This is a genomic window from Companilactobacillus sp. HBUAS59699, from assembly GCF_036913575.1.
Taxonomy (GTDB): domain Bacteria; phylum Bacillota; class Bacilli; order Lactobacillales; family Lactobacillaceae; genus Companilactobacillus.
Window position 1 is genome coordinate 572,513 of sequence record NZ_JAYKTV010000002.1, and the last position, 16,044, is coordinate 588,556.

A 16,044-nucleotide genomic window follows, 5' to 3' on the forward strand; every position below is an offset into this window, starting at 1 on the left:
TCCTACGTAAAAAAAGCAATATTTATTATAAAAACACGTAAAACGCTTCCAGTTTTGATAGAATTAAAGTGTTTTAATGTTTATTTATTCTGGAGGGACTAAGTAATGAATAGAAAAACGACCAAATTTAATATTGGATTAGATATTGGTACCGGCTCCGTAGGCTGGGCTGTAACAGATGACAACTATAATTTGTTACATGCAAAAAAGAAAAATCTTTGGGGTGTAAGATTATTCAGCACTGCCGAAACTGCTGCTGATAGGCGAATCAATCGTTCTGCTAGAAGACGCTATCGTAGACGCCGCAATCGTTTGAACTGGCTCGATGAATTATTCTCAGAAGAATTATTCAAGACTGATCCAGGCTTTTTGAATCGCATGAAGCATTCCTGGGTATCCAAAAAAGACCAAACTAGAACCCGTGACGAATACAATCTATTTATTGATAAAGATTTCAACGATAAGACATACTTCGATAACTACCCTACCATCTTCCACCTTAGAAAACATCTGATAGAAGACTCCAGTAAGACTGATATTAGATTGATTTATTTGGCAATTCATAATATTTTGAAATATCGTGGTAACTTCACCTATGAACACCAAAACTTTGATGTTTCCAAGATGAGTAACGGCTTAGAAAATACTCTCACTGAACTAAATCAAAGCTTAGAACAATTCGGTATTAGTTTGCCAGAGGACACAAATTTCAAAGAAATCAGTACTATCTTGTTGGATAAGAATGCCAGTCCTAGCAGTAAGGTGAGTGACATTCTATCAATGATCAATCCCGACAAGGATATGAAACAAATCTACAAACAGCTTTTTACTCTAATTGTCGGTAACAAGGCTGACCTAACTAAACTATTCAGTATTGACAGCGCTGAAAAGATAGATATCAGTTTCTCTTCTAAAAACATTGAAGAAGATCTGGCTAACGTTATGCAACAATTAACCGAAGATCAATACCACGTTGTTACCGCAGCTAATCCTATCTACAGTACTATCGTCTTAAACGACATCTTAAATGGCGAAACTTATTTGAGTTTTGCTCAAGTCAAGAAGTATCGAAGCCATCACGAAGATCTGATGAAACTAAAAGAACTCTGGCGAGACGATACTGATCGTGCGGCCGTCAAAAAGGCTCGTGAAGCCTATGATAAATATCTCAATGATGGTAAATATAATCTCGATGACTTCTATAAAGACGTTAAAAAATACTTATCTAAAAAAGACGATCCAATTGCTCAAGATGCACTGGAAAAAATCGATAAACATCAATACCTATTGAAACAGAGGACTAGCGACAATGGTGTTATTCCCTTCCAACTTAACGAAAATGAACTAGTTAAGATCATCGATAACCAAGCACAATATTATCCTTTCCTAAAAGAAAACAAAGACAAGATATTGTCACTGATCAACTTCCGAATCCCTTACTATGTTGGACCACTTCAAAGCAAGGATAAGAGTGACTTTGCTTGGATGGAACGAAAAGCTGACGGTCCTATCAGACCTTGGAACTTCGATGAAAAAGTCGATCGAGAAAAATCTTCCAATAATTTCATTCGTCGAATGACCGCTACTGATACGTATTTGATCGGTGAACCAGTCGTTCCTAAGAACAGCTTGGTCTATCAAGAGTATGAGGTCCTGAGTGAATTAAACAATCTTAGAATCACTAGTGCTGGCGAAGATAATAACGGTGGCGAGCGCTTAAACGTTGATGTAAAACAACGTATCTATAACGAAGTCTTCAAGAAGCACACCACTGTTACAACTAAACGCCTTAAAAACTGGCTGATCAAAGAAAGTTATTATTCTGCTCCTGAGATTCACGGATTAGCGGATAAGACCAAATTCCTATCCAGCTTATCGACTTACCGGAAGTTTGCCCAAATATTCGGTGAAGACTTCGTCAATGATCCTAAGAATATTAAACAATTGGAACAAGTTGTCGAATGGCAAACTGTCTTTGAGGATCGACAGATCTTAAAACTAAAACTGAAAAAATCACAACTTTATACAGAAGAACAAATAAAGAAACTAGCTGCTATCCGATATCAAGGTTGGGGACGCTTCTCTAATAAATTATTGACCCAGTTGGTCGTTAATACGAAAGTTGGCAATGAACATCAACCTACCGACCATTCGATTCTCGATTTAATGTGGCAGACTAAGAGCAATTTCATGGAAATCATTAGGAATGATAAGTATGGCTTTGAAACACAGATGAAAAACTACAACGTGGACGATGCTGGTAACAAAAATACCTTGGATCTAATCAACGAATTACATGGCTCACCCGCACTTAAACGTGGTATTTGGCAAGCTATTACCATCGTTCAAGAACTATCCAAGTTCATGAAACATGACCCTGAACATATCTTCATTGAATTCACTCGAGAGGATCAAGATAGTAATATAACCAAATCTAGACATAATCAATTAGTAAAGAGATACAAAGACATTAAAAACATGGTCAAGAAACTCGCTCCTGAACTAAAAAATGCTCTTTATCCAACTGACGATCTAGAAGATCAACTAAAAGAACGAAAAGATGCTCTCTCCAATGAACGACTAATGCTGTACTTCTCACAAATGGGAAAGAGTCTATACAGTAATTCTGAAATCGATATTAATCGTCTGTTCACAGCTGATTATCAAGTAGATCATATTTTACCTCAGTCGTATATCAAGGATGATTCACTGGAAAATAAAGCACTCGTTAAAGCTAACGAAAATCAAAGAAAACTGGATGACTTACTCTTGCCAAGCGATGTCATTGCCAAAAATAAACAACGTTGGCAATATCTCAAAGAAGCCGGTCTCATGGGTCCTAAGAAATTCGCTAACTTAACTAGAACTCAAGTTACCGAACGTCAACAAGAAGGATTCATCAACCGTCAACTAGTACAAACTTCTCAAATGGTGAAAAATATCGCTAATATTCTCGGTGCTACTTATCCTGATACCCAAATTATCGAAACACGTGCCGGATTAGGAATGGGCTTCCGTGATGCCTTCAGTCACCTAAACAAAGAAAACTATCACTACGAACATCCCGAATTCGTCAAAAATAGAAATGTTAACGACTTCCATCATGCTCAAGACGCTTATATTTCAACAATCGTTGGGACTTATCAATTGAAGAAATATCCTCGTGACAACATGCGCTTAGCCTTCAATGCTTATTCCAAATTCTTCGAAGATCTGAAAAAAGAAGCCAGAAAAAAAGACGGAAAAGTTCCCGTCTATTCACGTAATGGATTTATTATCGGATCGATGTTCAATGGTCATACTCAAATTAATAAAGATGGCGAAATTATCTGGGATCAAACGATCAAAGATAATATCAGTAAGACCTTTAAATTTAAACAATACAATATCACTAAACAGACTCATATTTATGATGGAACTCTGTACAATGTGACGATTCAAAAAGCCGACGAGAAAAAGAAATTGATTCCTACAAAGAAGGGATTAGATCCACAGATCTATGGTGGTTATACTAGCGATAAGCCATCATATTCCACCCTCATTAATCTGGACGGTAAGAAGAAGTTGGTTAATATTCCTGTACGTATTGCTCATGAGATCGACGCTGGTAGAATCGATAAATTAGAGTGGATCTCTGACAATACTAAGCATAAAAAAGATATTGAGATTCTTATCGATGAAGTTCCTATTGGCCAGATTGTTGATAGTGCTGATCGTGGATTAGTGGCATTACCTTCAGCAACCGAACTAGTTAATGCCAAACAACTAGTTCTACCTTACGAGCAATCTGCTCTATTATCATTACTTAGTCACACTACAAGTGATGATTACGAGTTTATTATTAGTCATTACGATAATTCATATCTAAAGACTATTTATTCTCAAATAATTCAAAAAATGAATTCATTCTATCCAACCTATAGCAGTGAAGCTAAGAGACTTAATGAAAATATCGACGAATTAGATGAATTATCTGCATCAGAACAAGTTTCAGTCATTGAACAAATACTAAATCTTCTTCACGCTAATTCATCAAGTGCTAAATTGAAATTTGGAAATATCAAGACCCAAACATTTGGTAGAAAACCGAACGGTTACGAATTCTCCAATTCAGATTTCATCCACCAGTCACCAACAGGTTTATATGAATCCCGAATTCACATAGATTAGCCTAAAAAAGGGCAAAAAAATAGCTCCCACGCGGGAGCAGTCAATTAAGACTATTTAACATAAATGTTGATTTTAACTCAGTACGTCATTTCATGTAGTTTGAACAAGTTCATTATAAGTTATCCCTACAAAAATATCAATACAAAGGAGAATAATCATGGGATGGGAAACGATATATGTAGCTTCGAAATCTAAATTGTCATACAAGGCCAATCATCTGATAATACAGAGTCCAACTGGTCTTGATGAGATTGCCTTTCGCAAAATAAATTGCATTGTGGTTAGTACTACTGATGTTGTTATAACTTGTTATTTGATGGCCAAATTAATCGAAGATGACATTAAAGTCATCTTATGCGATAACGACCATAATCCTTGTGCTGAACTGAGTGGTTATTATTCAAACAATAATCGTAATCAAAATATTGAAAAGCAATTTTCTTGGCCAATTCCTAAAAAAGAACAGCTCTGGACTAATATTGTGACCAATAAAATTGAAAACCAAATTCATGTTCTAGAACAACAAAAAATCGACACGACTGAAATAATCGAAGAGTTCAACAATATGAAAGACAACGACCGTACTAATCGTGAAGCGATCATTGCTATGAAATATTTCCCAGCGCTTTTTGGCAGCAACTTTAGTCGTGGTAACAAGGAAGACAATATCAATAAAATGCTAAATTATGGCTATACGATCTTATTATCATCTATGAATCAAGAGATCGTCGCCCAAGGTTACTTAACACAATTGGGAGTCCATCATCACAGTAACCAGAATGACTTCAACTTATCGAGTGACCTAATGGAACCCTTTAGACAATTCGTAGACCAAATCGTTTTGGAACACAAAAACGATGATTTCGATCAAGAAACTAAGCTAGAAATACTCGCCGTCCTAGAAAAAGAGATACTTTATAACAATAAGCACTACATTCTCAAAAATGCTATCGAAAAACACGTTCAAAATTGCTTAAAATTCCTAGATATCAAAAAAGAATCCGTTGCTAAGGTGGAATTTGAAAAATGAAGATGAGGTGTCGAGTTATGAGACTAATGGTAATGTTTGATCTACCGACTTTGACTGCACAGGATCGAAAAAACTATCGTCAATTCATGAAAAAATTAAACAAAGATGGTTTCATTATGATGCAAGAATCGATTTACACCTGCGTACTAGTCGATAGTGCTTCAGCCAAACTGTTGGCAAATAAAGTTGAAATGTATGCCCCAAGCAAGGGACTTATCCAAGCTCTAACTATCACCGAAAAACAATTTGAAGCAATGCGATATATTACTGGTAAGAAAAAAGATACTCCTGACAATCGCTTCGAAAGGTTGGTGATCGTATGAGCGCTGAAACCATAACTATCTACCCTTATGAACCGTTTGACATTGACTATGGTATGACCGTCTTGAACCTCCAATGTAAAGAAGAGTACTCTACATTGTTGTTTAAATTAAATCAATTGAAAAAACATGAGACATTTGTCGATGATGTTGATCAATACATCCACTTCTATGTTGATGAAAAAGATAACTTGAAATCATCACTTAAACAAGTGGCTATGATTGGTGATCTGACCAGCTTTGAAATCAACTCTACTAGCAATTTAAAAGCTGTTCTTGAAAAAATCGTTGCTGATAATCAAATTATCAACCGAGATAAGATTGATAACTTAAATAAAGAAATCAACGAACTTATTTTTGACTCAATCAATGGTTATGACGAAACTTTTGAGTATGAATTATTGCCAGAATTAGCAAAATTACTTAAATCCAAAAATTTTAAAATAGATACTGGTGACTGGCAGAATTATTATGATAAACTTCAGTCAGTAGTTAAATTTTATGTAGAATTTAGTGACAAGCGATTGTTGCTATTTCATGGGTTAGAACGCCTATGTAGTTTAGAACAAATCAACTATTTGAATGACTATCTGAAGTCCATCAAGTTAGCTGTAGTAAGTCTCGAATCTTATCCAATGACATTGAGAAAACTCGGCTTGAACACCCGAGTTTACTCAATCGACGAGGATCACGTTCGATTCAATTATTAAGACTTAAAGTTAACGTTAAGTAGGTGGTTTTAGAAGTACGTCATTTCATGTAGTTAAGAACCGCCGTTATTGTTGATTTATCAATACTTAAGGTTTTAGAAGTACGTCATTTCATGTAGTTAAGAACCCAAAAGCTTAATGAAAAACACGATGTGTATGTTTTAGAAGTACGTCATTTCATGTAGTTAAGAACCGGAAGTTCCCAAGATTGCATGAAGCCTCTAGTTTTAGAAGTACGTCATTTCATGTAGTTAAGAACCCACAAAAGTCGTATAAATACTGATATATCAGTTTTAGAAGTACGTCATTTCATGTAGTTAAGAACCCGGGAACTAACACAAAAACATCACAATCCAGTTTTAGAAGTACGTCATTTCATGTAGTTAAGAACCAAATTTTTTCGGCTGAACGTCTAACTCTGAGTTTTAGAAGTACGTCATTTCATGTAGTTAAGAACCAAAAATGACTATTCAAACGAATTTAAAAACGTTTTAGAAGTACGTCATTTCATGTAGTTAAGAACCCCATTGATAGTTACCTTTCGTGTGAAGTCTGTTTTAGAAGTACGTCATTTCATGTAGTTAAGAACCACAAAAACCGTCCTTTAGGCTCTCTTGCAAGTTTTAGAAGTACGTCATTTCATGTAGTTAAGAACCAAAACGATCAAAACAAAAGGAGACTTTATTGTTTTAGAAGTACGTCATTTCATGTAGTTAAGAACCGGTATATCAAAAAGAAAATTGTAAACACCTGTTTTAGAAGTACGTCATTTCATGTAGTTAAGAACCACGGCCGTGACTACTACTACACAGTTACGCGTTTTAGAAGTACGTCATTTCATGTAGTTAAGAACCAACTTTGTTGAATAGCTTGTTGATATACATGTTTTAGAAGTACGTCATTTCATGTAGTTAAGAACCGATTCTTTTGTAATTCTTCGGTAGTGTGCAGTTTTAGAAGTACGTCATTTCATGTAGTTAAGAACCTATCTTATTACGAGTATAGAAAATTGAAAGGTTTTAGAAGTACGTCATTTCATGTAGTTAAGAACCAAGTCGTTCAATATAAGAATTATCGCTTGTGTTTTAGAAGTACGTCATTTCATGTAGTTAAGAACCATTACCAATGGTTAATCCACCTAGTCCTTTGTTTTAGAAGTACGTCATTTCATGTAGTTAAGAACCACTGGAAGTGAAAATAATCAGCAAGGAAGAAGTTTTAGAAGTACGTCATTTCATGTAGTTAAGAACCTTACCATCTGAATTTTTGGATTTAACAAGTGTTTTAGAAGTACGTCATTTCATGTAGTTAAGAACCTTGTTTTATATTTCTAACGTTGATGACTACGTTTTAGAAGTACGTCATTTCATGTAGTTAAGAACCTTCAATTACTCACACTGCCGCCAAGCCTGTGTTTTAGAAGTACGTCATTTCATGTAGTTAAGAACCGTTAGCTAAGTCCTCCTAACCATTTTCTGAGTTTTAGAAGTACGTCATTTCATGTAGTTAAGAACCTAGCACGGCCAAAGCTACGAACACCCTCCCGTTTTAGAAGTACGTCATTTCATGTAGTTAAGAACCCCATGGAAATTAAATTAGGAGGAACGATATGTTTTAGAAGTACGTCATTTCATGTAGTTAAGAACCAAATAACAATAACAACAAGTAGACCTTGACGTTTTAGAAGTACGTCATTTCATGTAGTTAAGAACCTATTCCAATCAACGCCATCGGCATATATTAGTTTTAGAAGTACGTCATTTCATGTAGTTAAGAACCTCTCTTAATCCCATTATTTATTTGCTCCTTGTTTTAGAAGTACGTCATTTCATGTAGTTAAGAACCAAAAAGTATAAATATGAATCGGTCAACATCGTTTTAGAAGTACGTCATTTCATGTAGTTAAGAACCGCAATTTATATTGCAAACTTACACCGCTTGGTTTTAGAAGTACGTCATTTCATGTAGTTAAGAACCATACAAAATAGAAGTTGATTGGATGCCTTCGTTTTAGAAGTACGTCATTTCATGTAGTTAAGAACCTAAGATCAGAAAAGAATGTCTTGATACGGCGTTTTAGAAGTACGTCATTTCATGTAGTTAAGAACCGTGTGGATCAGCTAATCTCTTCTGTAAGAAGTTTTAGAAGTACGTCATTTCATGTAGTTAAGAACCGCAATTTATATTGCAAACTTACACCGCTTGGTTTTAGAAGTACGTCATTTCATGTAGTTAAGAACCTAAGATTTTTAACGATTACTTGATTGTTAAGTTTTAGAAGTGCATCATTTCATGTAGCTTTGAACTAATCAATGAAAATCTAAATATTTAAATCACCACAAAAAATGCCTGAACGCAAAAATTCAGGCATTTTTTAATACAACAATTTTTCAAACAAAAAGTACCAAACCAAAATCAGTCAGGCACTCAAAAATTACATATCGATCTTAATAATATCGTCAACGTTATCGTCGAATTCAGCAATCATCTCAGCCACTTCTTCTGGCTTCTCGATCATCCCTACGTGACCTGCACCCTTCAAGTCTTTCATAGTAAGGTGTGGCACACGGCCGATTGTTGCTTTGGCATCTTTGATACCAGCTTCGGTCAAGATTTGATCATCATCAGAGAAGATTGCCAAGGTGGCTAGAGCGGTGATTCTTAGGCGCTTATTCAAAGCTTTATCTTCCAAGTATTCATCAGCGGTCTTACTCAATTGCTTAGCAACTTTACGATCAACTGCATTGGCAGCATCGTTTATGACGTTAGGATTTTTCAACTTAGATGTATCGAAATCCTTTGCGAAATACAAATTAGCTTTAACTGGTGATTTGGCTAATTTACCTAACAACGGTATAGCCGCAAATGACGAATTAACGTCCATCTCAGCGTACTTCTCATTTGCTGGTGTATTGAGCATAATTAATTTTGCAACGCTGAAATCACGTATTTCAGCCACTCTATTGGCAATTAAACCGCCGATACCATATCCAAACAGGATCATGCTATCGGTCACACGGAGTCGAGCGATTCCCTCAAGAATTGCCCAAGCCAGTACGTCCATACTATAGACACCGTCTTTTGATTTGCTAGACTTACCTTGTCCCAGCAGATCTATCGCAATGACGGTGTATTTTTTTTGCAAGTAAGGTGTGATCTCGTCGTAGTATTCTACTGAACCGTTGATACCAGGGATCAATACGATAATTTTCTTATCGCTGTCCAGATCACCGGTGACTTTGATATTCACCTTACCACTTGTTACTTCATATATTTTTTCCAAATTTTAAGCCTCTTTAATTTTTCTCACTCTCAAAATATACCGAAATTCTGAGAGTTTTGCATGGATTATGCTGAAATTTTTATTTTTTTTCATATTCTGATCGTTTTTAATTGACTTTCACCTAAAAAAACGTTAAATTGGACTAGACCAGACAAAGAGATGGGAGATTAACACTATGAATATTATTAAAGTTAAAGATCAAAATTTAGGCGGTAAAGAAGCCTTCAATATTATTGCTACTGCGATCAACAACGGTGCCAAGGTTCTTGGCTTGGCAACTGGTAGTAGCCCTATCACTATGTATAATGAAATGACAAATAGCGACATTGATTTTTCAAATATGACATCAGTTAACTTGGACGAATACGTTGGCCTAAGTGCTGACAACGACCAAAGCTACCACTACTTTATGAATGAACATCTATTCAGCAAGAAACCTTTCAAGAATTCATACGTTCCTGATGGTTCAAACCCTGACGCAAAAGCCGCAACTTCAGAATACGACAAGATCATCGCTGACAATCCTATCGACGTCCAAGTTCTAGGTATCGGTAGAAATGGTCACATCGGCTTCAACGAACCTGGTTCACCACTGGATGGTAAAACAAGTAAGGTTGCCCTTACAGAATCAACTATTGAAGCTAACAAACGCTTCTTCGAAGATGAAAAAGACGTTCCTCGTTACGCTTACTCAATGGGTATCGGTTCGATCATGAAAGCTAAGAAGATCATCTTGCTAGCTTATGGTGAAAACAAAGCCGACGCTATTGCTAAAACAGTTAACGGACCTGTTACTGAAGATGTTCCTGCAAGTGCTTTGCAAAATCACCCTGACGTAACATTGATCCTTGACGATGCTGCAGCATCAAAACTTTAATTTACAATTGACCACAAACAGCTTATTTGGAATAATTCCAAATAAGCTGTTTTTTTTCATCCCAAATGTTTCATGTGGAACATCCTGTATCTAGAACACCTATTCCCACTATATATAGATATTAGCTATTTAATAAGTCGGTGCAGATCTGATGGCTCAAAATAGCTGATTCAGGATCAATCGGATTCATTTCTCTATTAGTTACGGCATTCAAAAATTTCAGAATCAATGGTTCAAATCCACGAGTAACCAAATTACGTTCCCAGTCTGGACGTAAGACTTGTTGTGCACTACCTGTCTCATATTTATTCAATGAATTCAAGTTAGTCACTTCTAAACGAGTATGTGATGTTTGAACGGTGGATTTTTCTAAGTTAATACCACCAACCATATTAGTCGTAATTTGCACTTGCTCGTGTTCAGTCGCCAAAGTTATATATCCCTGCTCCAAGTTATCACCATTAGTTACCAAATGATTTTCCACTTTTGTAATTGGTTCGTCCATTAAATAAAGTGCCGTGTCGACAGAATGGATCATTAAATCAAAGATGGCAAATTTCACTGGTTGAGGTGAATTCTCACGAATCTTTTCTGACACGATCAAACGTTTATCAGGTAAATTCTTAAGTTCTTGATTGAATGGTGCAAAGCGACGATTGAAACCACAAGTCAGCATCAGATTCTTTTCAGCGGCCAACTTATAAAGATCCTTAACGACATCGATATCCTCTGAAACTGGCTTATCAACATAGACGTTGATCCCAGCTTGCAACAACTGTCTGATAATCATCTCATGGGTGCTGGTGGGTGTATGTACAAAAACTGCCAAAGGTTTTTCAGCCATCAACTGATCTAAAGTTTGATGCAGATGCGTGAAACCATATTTGGCAGCTAACTTCCGTCCTTTTTCCTCATTTCTTGTCGTCAAATGCCATTCATATTTATCTTGTAAACTGGCCATAACTGGCAAATATGCTTTTTGAGCAATATTACCCAGACCGATTACTCCTATTTTTTCCATAATGTAACCTCTACTTTCTCCAATAGTGTAGCAAAAATTTGTCATCGCTTACAGGAAAAACGTTGAAATATCAGTCATTTAAGACAAATTGTTTCATGTGGAACATATGGTATATAAATTATTTTTTATTACTATATGTTGTATGTTTATAGTTCTTTTTTGGGAAAGTATTTTTAAATGCTAATTCCATATTCAAAAATTATTGGTAAGCAAAAAGACAATATTCATTTTCTGAAAGTAATCTGAATATTGTCTTTTTCGAGATAATAGTTTTCTGAAAATTATTTTTGATCAAGTTCCATCTTTCGATAATCTACAATTTGCTTGATCAAATTCTCCGGTAATTCCTGAGTATATGGAAATTGAATCGCTCCTTTTGAGGTTTTATAGTCCTTCAATTCATCCGCAAATTTAACGATCGGTCCTGGTGTTGGATAGAATCCTAAATGATGCTTGAAGCCCGCAAAATGAACAATATTTTCATCCGTAAAAAAGGTTGGCATCCCATAGGAAATTTTTTCTGAAGCATTTGGTAATTCAGCTTTCAAGAGCTGATACATTTGTTCTAAGTGCGATTTTTGTCTCTCTGGCGCATGTGCAATATAGTTCTCAATCGGAGTCATCACTCATACCTCACATCTTTTAATCCCATTATAGCCTACGATGGTAGCAGGTACATCCAATAAGAAGTTGATATCACAATTAATAGCGAGCAAATAGATCCTAAATACATATAAGACTTTTTCCTGATCAAAATACCGACTGAAAACAAAATGATTCCCAGCAGAAAAGTAGCTAAAAATCGCAATCCCATATCTCTTAAGAATATTGGTAGAGCTATCAAAACTGCCGCGATCAATGAAATCATAAATTTGAACTCATACTCTTCTTTCACCAGTAAATACAAAATAAACAACTGTAAAACCAAAAAAGAGCTAATAATAGCTAAGTAATGCATTATAATCACCTCTTACATTAATTTACATTTGAAATATTTTGTTAACGTGTATTTTATGTAAATTTTCTGTAAAAGCAGTGCTAATAAAAAAGCCACTGAAGAAAAATTATTACTTTTCCTCAGTGGTTCTTACAATGCAAATTTTTTAGTTATCCTGCTACTTTAGCGATTCTACCTTGTTCAATATAAACACTCAAAATACCAATATCGGCTGGGTTAACACCACTGATACGACTAGCTTGGGCGATTGTTTCAGGGTTGATCTTGCTCAACTTCTGAACGGCCTCAGTTGCTAGTGATGGTACCTTTGTATAATCGATTCGATCAGGGATCTTCTTTGATTCCATCTTCTTCAATCGTTCGATCTTCAATTGTTCCTTCTTGATATAACCAGCGTATTTAACCGCAATTTCAACTTGCTCTTTAACACGACGATCAACGGGACCCATTTCTGGTTCACCGATCATATCGATGATGTCTTCATAGTGAACTTCTGGACGTCTCAACAAATGATCTGCCAAAATGCCATCCTTCAAGCCCTTCAAATTGTGACTAGTCATAAATGGTTCGGCCATCTTAGGTGTGATCATCTTACGACTTAGGCGCTTTAGTTCTTCATTTGTAGCGTCACGTTTGTGGTTGAACTTAGCATAACGGTCTTCACTGATGAGTCCTAGATCGTATCCTTTGTCGGTCAAACGTAGATCAGCGTTATCGTGGCGTAAGATCAAACGATATTCAGCACGACTTGTCAACAAACGATAAGGTTCATTCGTACCTTTAGTAACTAGGTCATCGATCATAACGCCGATATAAGCTTCATCCCTACGCAAAATGAACGGATCTTTGTTTTGGGCACGCAAAGCGGCATTGATGCCAGCCATCAAACCTTGTCCAGCAGCTTCTTCATAACCAGAAGTACCGTTCATTTGACCAGCTGTAAAGAGATTCTTAACGACTTTTGTTTCGAGATTTAATTTCAATTGCCATGGTTCGATAACGTCATATTCGATTGCATAACCAGGACGCATCAACTTAGCATGTTCTAGTCCAGCAACTGAATGTAACATCTTCAATTGCACTTCTTCGGGCATTGAAGTTGAGAAGTCACCAACATAGTATTCTTCTGTATCCTTACCTTCTGGTTCTAGGAAGATCTGGTGGCGTGGCTTGTCTGCGAAACGTACGATTTTGTCTTCGATCGAAGGACAATATCTAGGTCCAACACCTTTGATCACACCAGAGAACATTGGTGCACGGCTGAGGTTCTCACGAATGATCGAATGTGTTGTCGCATTAGTATAAGTCATCCAGCATGACAATTGATCCTTCAAGTATTGTGAATCAGGTGTTTCAAATGAGAAGTGATTTGGTTCTTTATCACCAGGTTGTTCCTCGGTCTTGTCGAAGTCGATCGTTGACTTGTTGACACGTGGAGGTGTTCCGGTCTTGAAACGTGTTAATTTGAAACCATGCTTCTCAAGGTCTTCTGACAGCTTGATCGAAGGAATACTATTGTTAGGGCCTGATGAATAAGTCAATTCTCCGATAATGATCTTACCACGTGATGATGTACCTGCAGTCAGGACGACTGACTTGGCATGGTATCTAGCACCAGTTGCGGTAACAACACCTTTGCAGACGCCATCTTCAACGATCAACTTTTCAACGATTCCTTGGCGCAAAGTTAAGTTAGGTTCCTTTTCCAAAGTTTCCTTCATCATGCGATGGTACATATTCTTATCAGCTTGGGCACGCAAAGCACGAACGGCTGGTCCTTTACCAGTATTCAACATCCGCATCTGAATGTATGTCTTATCGATGTTCTTACCCATTTCACCACCGAGGGCGTCAACTTCTCTGACAACGATTCCCTTAGCTGGACCACCAACGGAAGGGTTACATGGCATAAATGCGACCATGTCCAAATTAATCGTTACTAAGAGTGTTTTTTGACCCATACGGGCACTTGCTAGCGCAGCTTCAGAACCGGCGTGTCCGGCTCCTACAACGACGACATCGTAGTTCTCTGAATCAAATTCCTTTACTTGCATTCTTTCACCTGTTTTCTATTTTCCTAAACAAAATTGTGAGAATAGTTGTGTTATCAATTCGTCTGGATAACTCTCACCAGTTATTTCTCCTAATGTATCCCAACAAGAGGTCATGTCGATCTGGACTAGATCGATCGGCATCCCAGCTTCAATACCAGAAATAACATCATTCAAATTAGCTTTGGCTTGGCGCAATAGTCCCGCTTGACGAGCACTAGTAATAATAACGTCGCTACTGCTGTCTTCGATCCCAGCATTAAAGATCTTGCCGATCGTCTGCTTGATCGTATCGATCCCGGAATTCTTGATGGCCGATGTAACGATAACAATGTCATCAGACTTTAACTGTTCAACATCATCCGGCGTTATAACGGGTACTAAGTCATTCTTATTGAAGATAATGATCCGTCGTTTGTCTTTTGTAGCATCCAATAACTCTAGGTCGTCAGCTTCTAGTTTGCGACTGGAGTCTAAGACCAAGATAACTAGATCAGCTTCATTCAGAGCCTTGATCGAACGTTCAACACCGATTTTTTCAACCTTATCTTCTGTATCACGAACACCGGCTGTATCGATCAACTTCAACGGTACGCCGTCGATATTGACGTATTGTTCAACAACGTCACGAGTAGTTCCGGCAACATCGGTAACGATTGCTTTATCCTCATCGAGCAAACGATTCAACAGACTAGACTTACCAACGTTAGGTTTACCAACGATTGCCGTGGCTAAACCATGTTGCAAGATCTCACCTGAGTCAGCTGTCTTCAACAAGCTGTCGATGTTAGAACCGACTAATCTTGCCTTCTCTAACAACATCTTAGTCGTCATTTGTTCCGTATCGTATTCTGGATAATCAATATTTACTTCGACTTGAGCCAAGGCATCGAGGATCTCCTGACGCAAGTTAGAGATCAAATGATTCAAGTTACCATCCAACTGATTGACAGCCACTTGCATTGCCCTATCTGTCTTAGCGCGAATCAAGTCCATCACAGATTCAGCTTCAGTCAGATCGATTCGGCCATTTAAGAAGGCACGCTTGGTGAATTCACCTGGCTCAGCCATTCGAGCACCGGCACCGATCAATAGTTGCAAGACTTTGTTCGTTGGTACGATTCCACCGTGAGTATTGATCTCAACGACATCTTCACGGGTAAAAGTCTTAGGTGCACGCATGACTGACACCATAACTTCATCGACTAAACTACCGTCAGCAGGATCATAAATATGTCCATAATTGATCGTATGCGTTGGGACTTTAGCTAGATCCTTACCCTTATAAATTTTTTGAGCAATTTCGACCGCCTGGTCTCCAGAAACACGGACGATAGAAATGCCACCTTCCCCAGGTGGGGTTGAGATTGCTGCAATAGTGTCATATTCAGTTACTGCTGCCATTTTGATCTCCTTTGAGTTTTTTTTTTGAGAGTTACAAAAGCCAGATCTCTGCGCCTGCTACGAATAACAAATGCACCGCTACGCGCTACCTTTCTTATTCTAGGCAGTGCTCAAAATCTTCCCGGCTTCTTTCACTCTCTGTTTTAAGGCACAAAAAAAGTGCACAATCCGTCCCAAAAGACGGAAAAGCACTTTGACTACTTTTCTATATATAACAATT

10 protein-coding genes and 1 CRISPR repeat array are annotated in these 16,044 nt (G+C 37.2%); of the genes, 5 read left to right on the forward strand and 5 right to left on the reverse strand.

Annotated features, from left to right (window positions below):
* The first annotated feature begins 105 nt into the window (after nt 1–105).
* From cas9 to csn2, 4 genes are all read left to right on the forward strand, one after another.
* Nucleotides 106–4,170 carry a type II CRISPR RNA-guided endonuclease Cas9 gene (cas9, locus tag U8519_RS06375; protein ID WP_334329468.1) on the forward strand — a complete coding sequence of 1,355 codons (4,065 nt, stop codon included), beginning with the start codon at nt 106–108 and terminating at the stop codon, nt 4,168–4,170.
* Between the two features lie 157 nt (nt 4,171–4,327).
* Nucleotides 4,328–5,200 (forward strand): type II CRISPR-associated endonuclease Cas1, encoded by an 873-nt coding sequence (cas1, locus tag U8519_RS06380; protein ID WP_334329469.1) that lies wholly within the window; start codon nt 4,328–4,330, stop codon nt 5,198–5,200.
* 17 nt (nt 5,201–5,217) lie between these two features.
* A complete protein-coding gene (cas2, locus tag U8519_RS06385; RefSeq protein WP_334329470.1) occupies nt 5,218–5,523 on the forward strand; it encodes a CRISPR-associated endonuclease Cas2 in 306 nt (101 codons plus the stop codon).
* Nucleotides 5,520–6,230, forward strand: coding sequence for a type II-A CRISPR-associated protein Csn2 (gene csn2, locus U8519_RS06390; RefSeq protein ID WP_334329471.1), 711 nt, complete (start codon nt 5,520–5,522; stop codon nt 6,228–6,230). Before cas2 ends, csn2 begins: the two co-directional genes overlap by 4 nt.
* A 26-nt stretch (nt 6,231–6,256) precedes the next feature.
* A CRISPR array of direct repeats spans nt 6,257–8,537; the repeat unit is 36 nt; unit sequence GTTTTAGAAGTACGTCATTTCATGTAGTTAAGAACC.
* 127 nt (nt 8,538–8,664) lie between these two features.
* Here csn2 and U8519_RS06395 read toward each other — a convergent pair.
* Nucleotides 8,665–9,513, reverse strand: coding sequence for an alpha/beta fold hydrolase (locus U8519_RS06395; protein WP_334329472.1), 849 nt, complete (start codon nt 9,511–9,513; stop codon nt 8,665–8,667).
* Nucleotides 9,514–9,688: 175 nt separating this feature from the next.
* Here U8519_RS06395 and nagB point away from each other — a divergent pair, with 175 nt between their 5' ends.
* Entirely contained in the window at nt 9,689–10,390 is a 702-nt protein-coding gene (gene nagB, locus U8519_RS06400; protein ID WP_334329473.1) for a glucosamine-6-phosphate deaminase, read from the forward strand.
* A 121-nt stretch (nt 10,391–10,511) separates the two neighbouring features.
* On the opposite strand, the gene U8519_RS06405 is transcribed toward nagB, so the two are convergent.
* From U8519_RS06405 to mnmE, 4 genes are all read right to left on the reverse strand, one after another.
* Entirely contained in the window at nt 10,512–11,411 is a 900-nt protein-coding gene (locus tag U8519_RS06405) for a Gfo/Idh/MocA family protein (RefSeq protein ID WP_334329474.1), read from the reverse strand.
* Between the two features lie 281 nt (nt 11,412–11,692).
* The gene (locus tag U8519_RS06410) at nt 11,693–12,034 is read right to left on the reverse strand and encodes an iron chaperone (protein ID WP_334329475.1); all 342 of its coding nucleotides are present in this window, start codon (nt 12,032–12,034) and stop codon (nt 11,693–11,695) included.
* Between the two features lie 484 nt (nt 12,035–12,518).
* Complete coding sequence (gene mnmG, locus U8519_RS06415) at nt 12,519–14,423, reverse strand: tRNA uridine-5-carboxymethylaminomethyl(34) synthesis enzyme MnmG (protein WP_334329476.1); 1,905 nt, start codon at nt 14,421–14,423, stop codon at nt 12,519–12,521.
* Between the two features lie 15 nt (nt 14,424–14,438).
* A complete protein-coding gene (mnmE, locus tag U8519_RS06420; protein ID WP_334329477.1) occupies nt 14,439–15,824 on the reverse strand; it encodes a tRNA uridine-5-carboxymethylaminomethyl(34) synthesis GTPase MnmE in 1,386 nt (461 codons plus the stop codon).
* Nucleotides 15,825–16,044: the final 220 nt, after the last annotated feature.

Coding starts and splice junctions, on each gene's coding strand:
- cas9 (WP_334329468.1), top strand. CDS start 106: ATGAATAGAAAAACGACCAAATTTAATATTGGATTAGATATTGGTACC.
- cas1 (WP_334329469.1), top strand. CDS start 4,328: ATGGGATGGGAAACGATATATGTAGCTTCGAAATCTAAATTGTCATAC.
- cas2 (WP_334329470.1), top strand. CDS start 5,218: ATGAGACTAATGGTAATGTTTGATCTACCGACTTTGACTGCACAGGAT.
- csn2 (WP_334329471.1), top strand. CDS start 5,520: ATGAGCGCTGAAACCATAACTATCTACCCTTATGAACCGTTTGACATT.
- nagB (WP_334329473.1), top strand. CDS start 9,689: ATGAATATTATTAAAGTTAAAGATCAAAATTTAGGCGGTAAAGAAGCC.
- U8519_RS06405 (WP_334329474.1), bottom strand. CDS start 11,411: ATGGAAAAAATAGGAGTAATCGGTCTGGGTAATATTGCTCAAAAAGCA.
- U8519_RS06410 (WP_334329475.1), bottom strand. CDS start 12,034: ATGACTCCGATTGAGAACTATATTGCACATGCGCCAGAGAGACAAAAA.
- mnmG (WP_334329476.1), bottom strand. CDS start 14,423: ATGCAAGTAAAGGAATTTGATTCAGAGAACTACGATGTCGTCGTTGTA.
- mnmE (WP_334329477.1), bottom strand. CDS start 15,824: ATGGCAGCAGTAACTGAATATGACACTATTGCAGCAATCTCAACCCCA.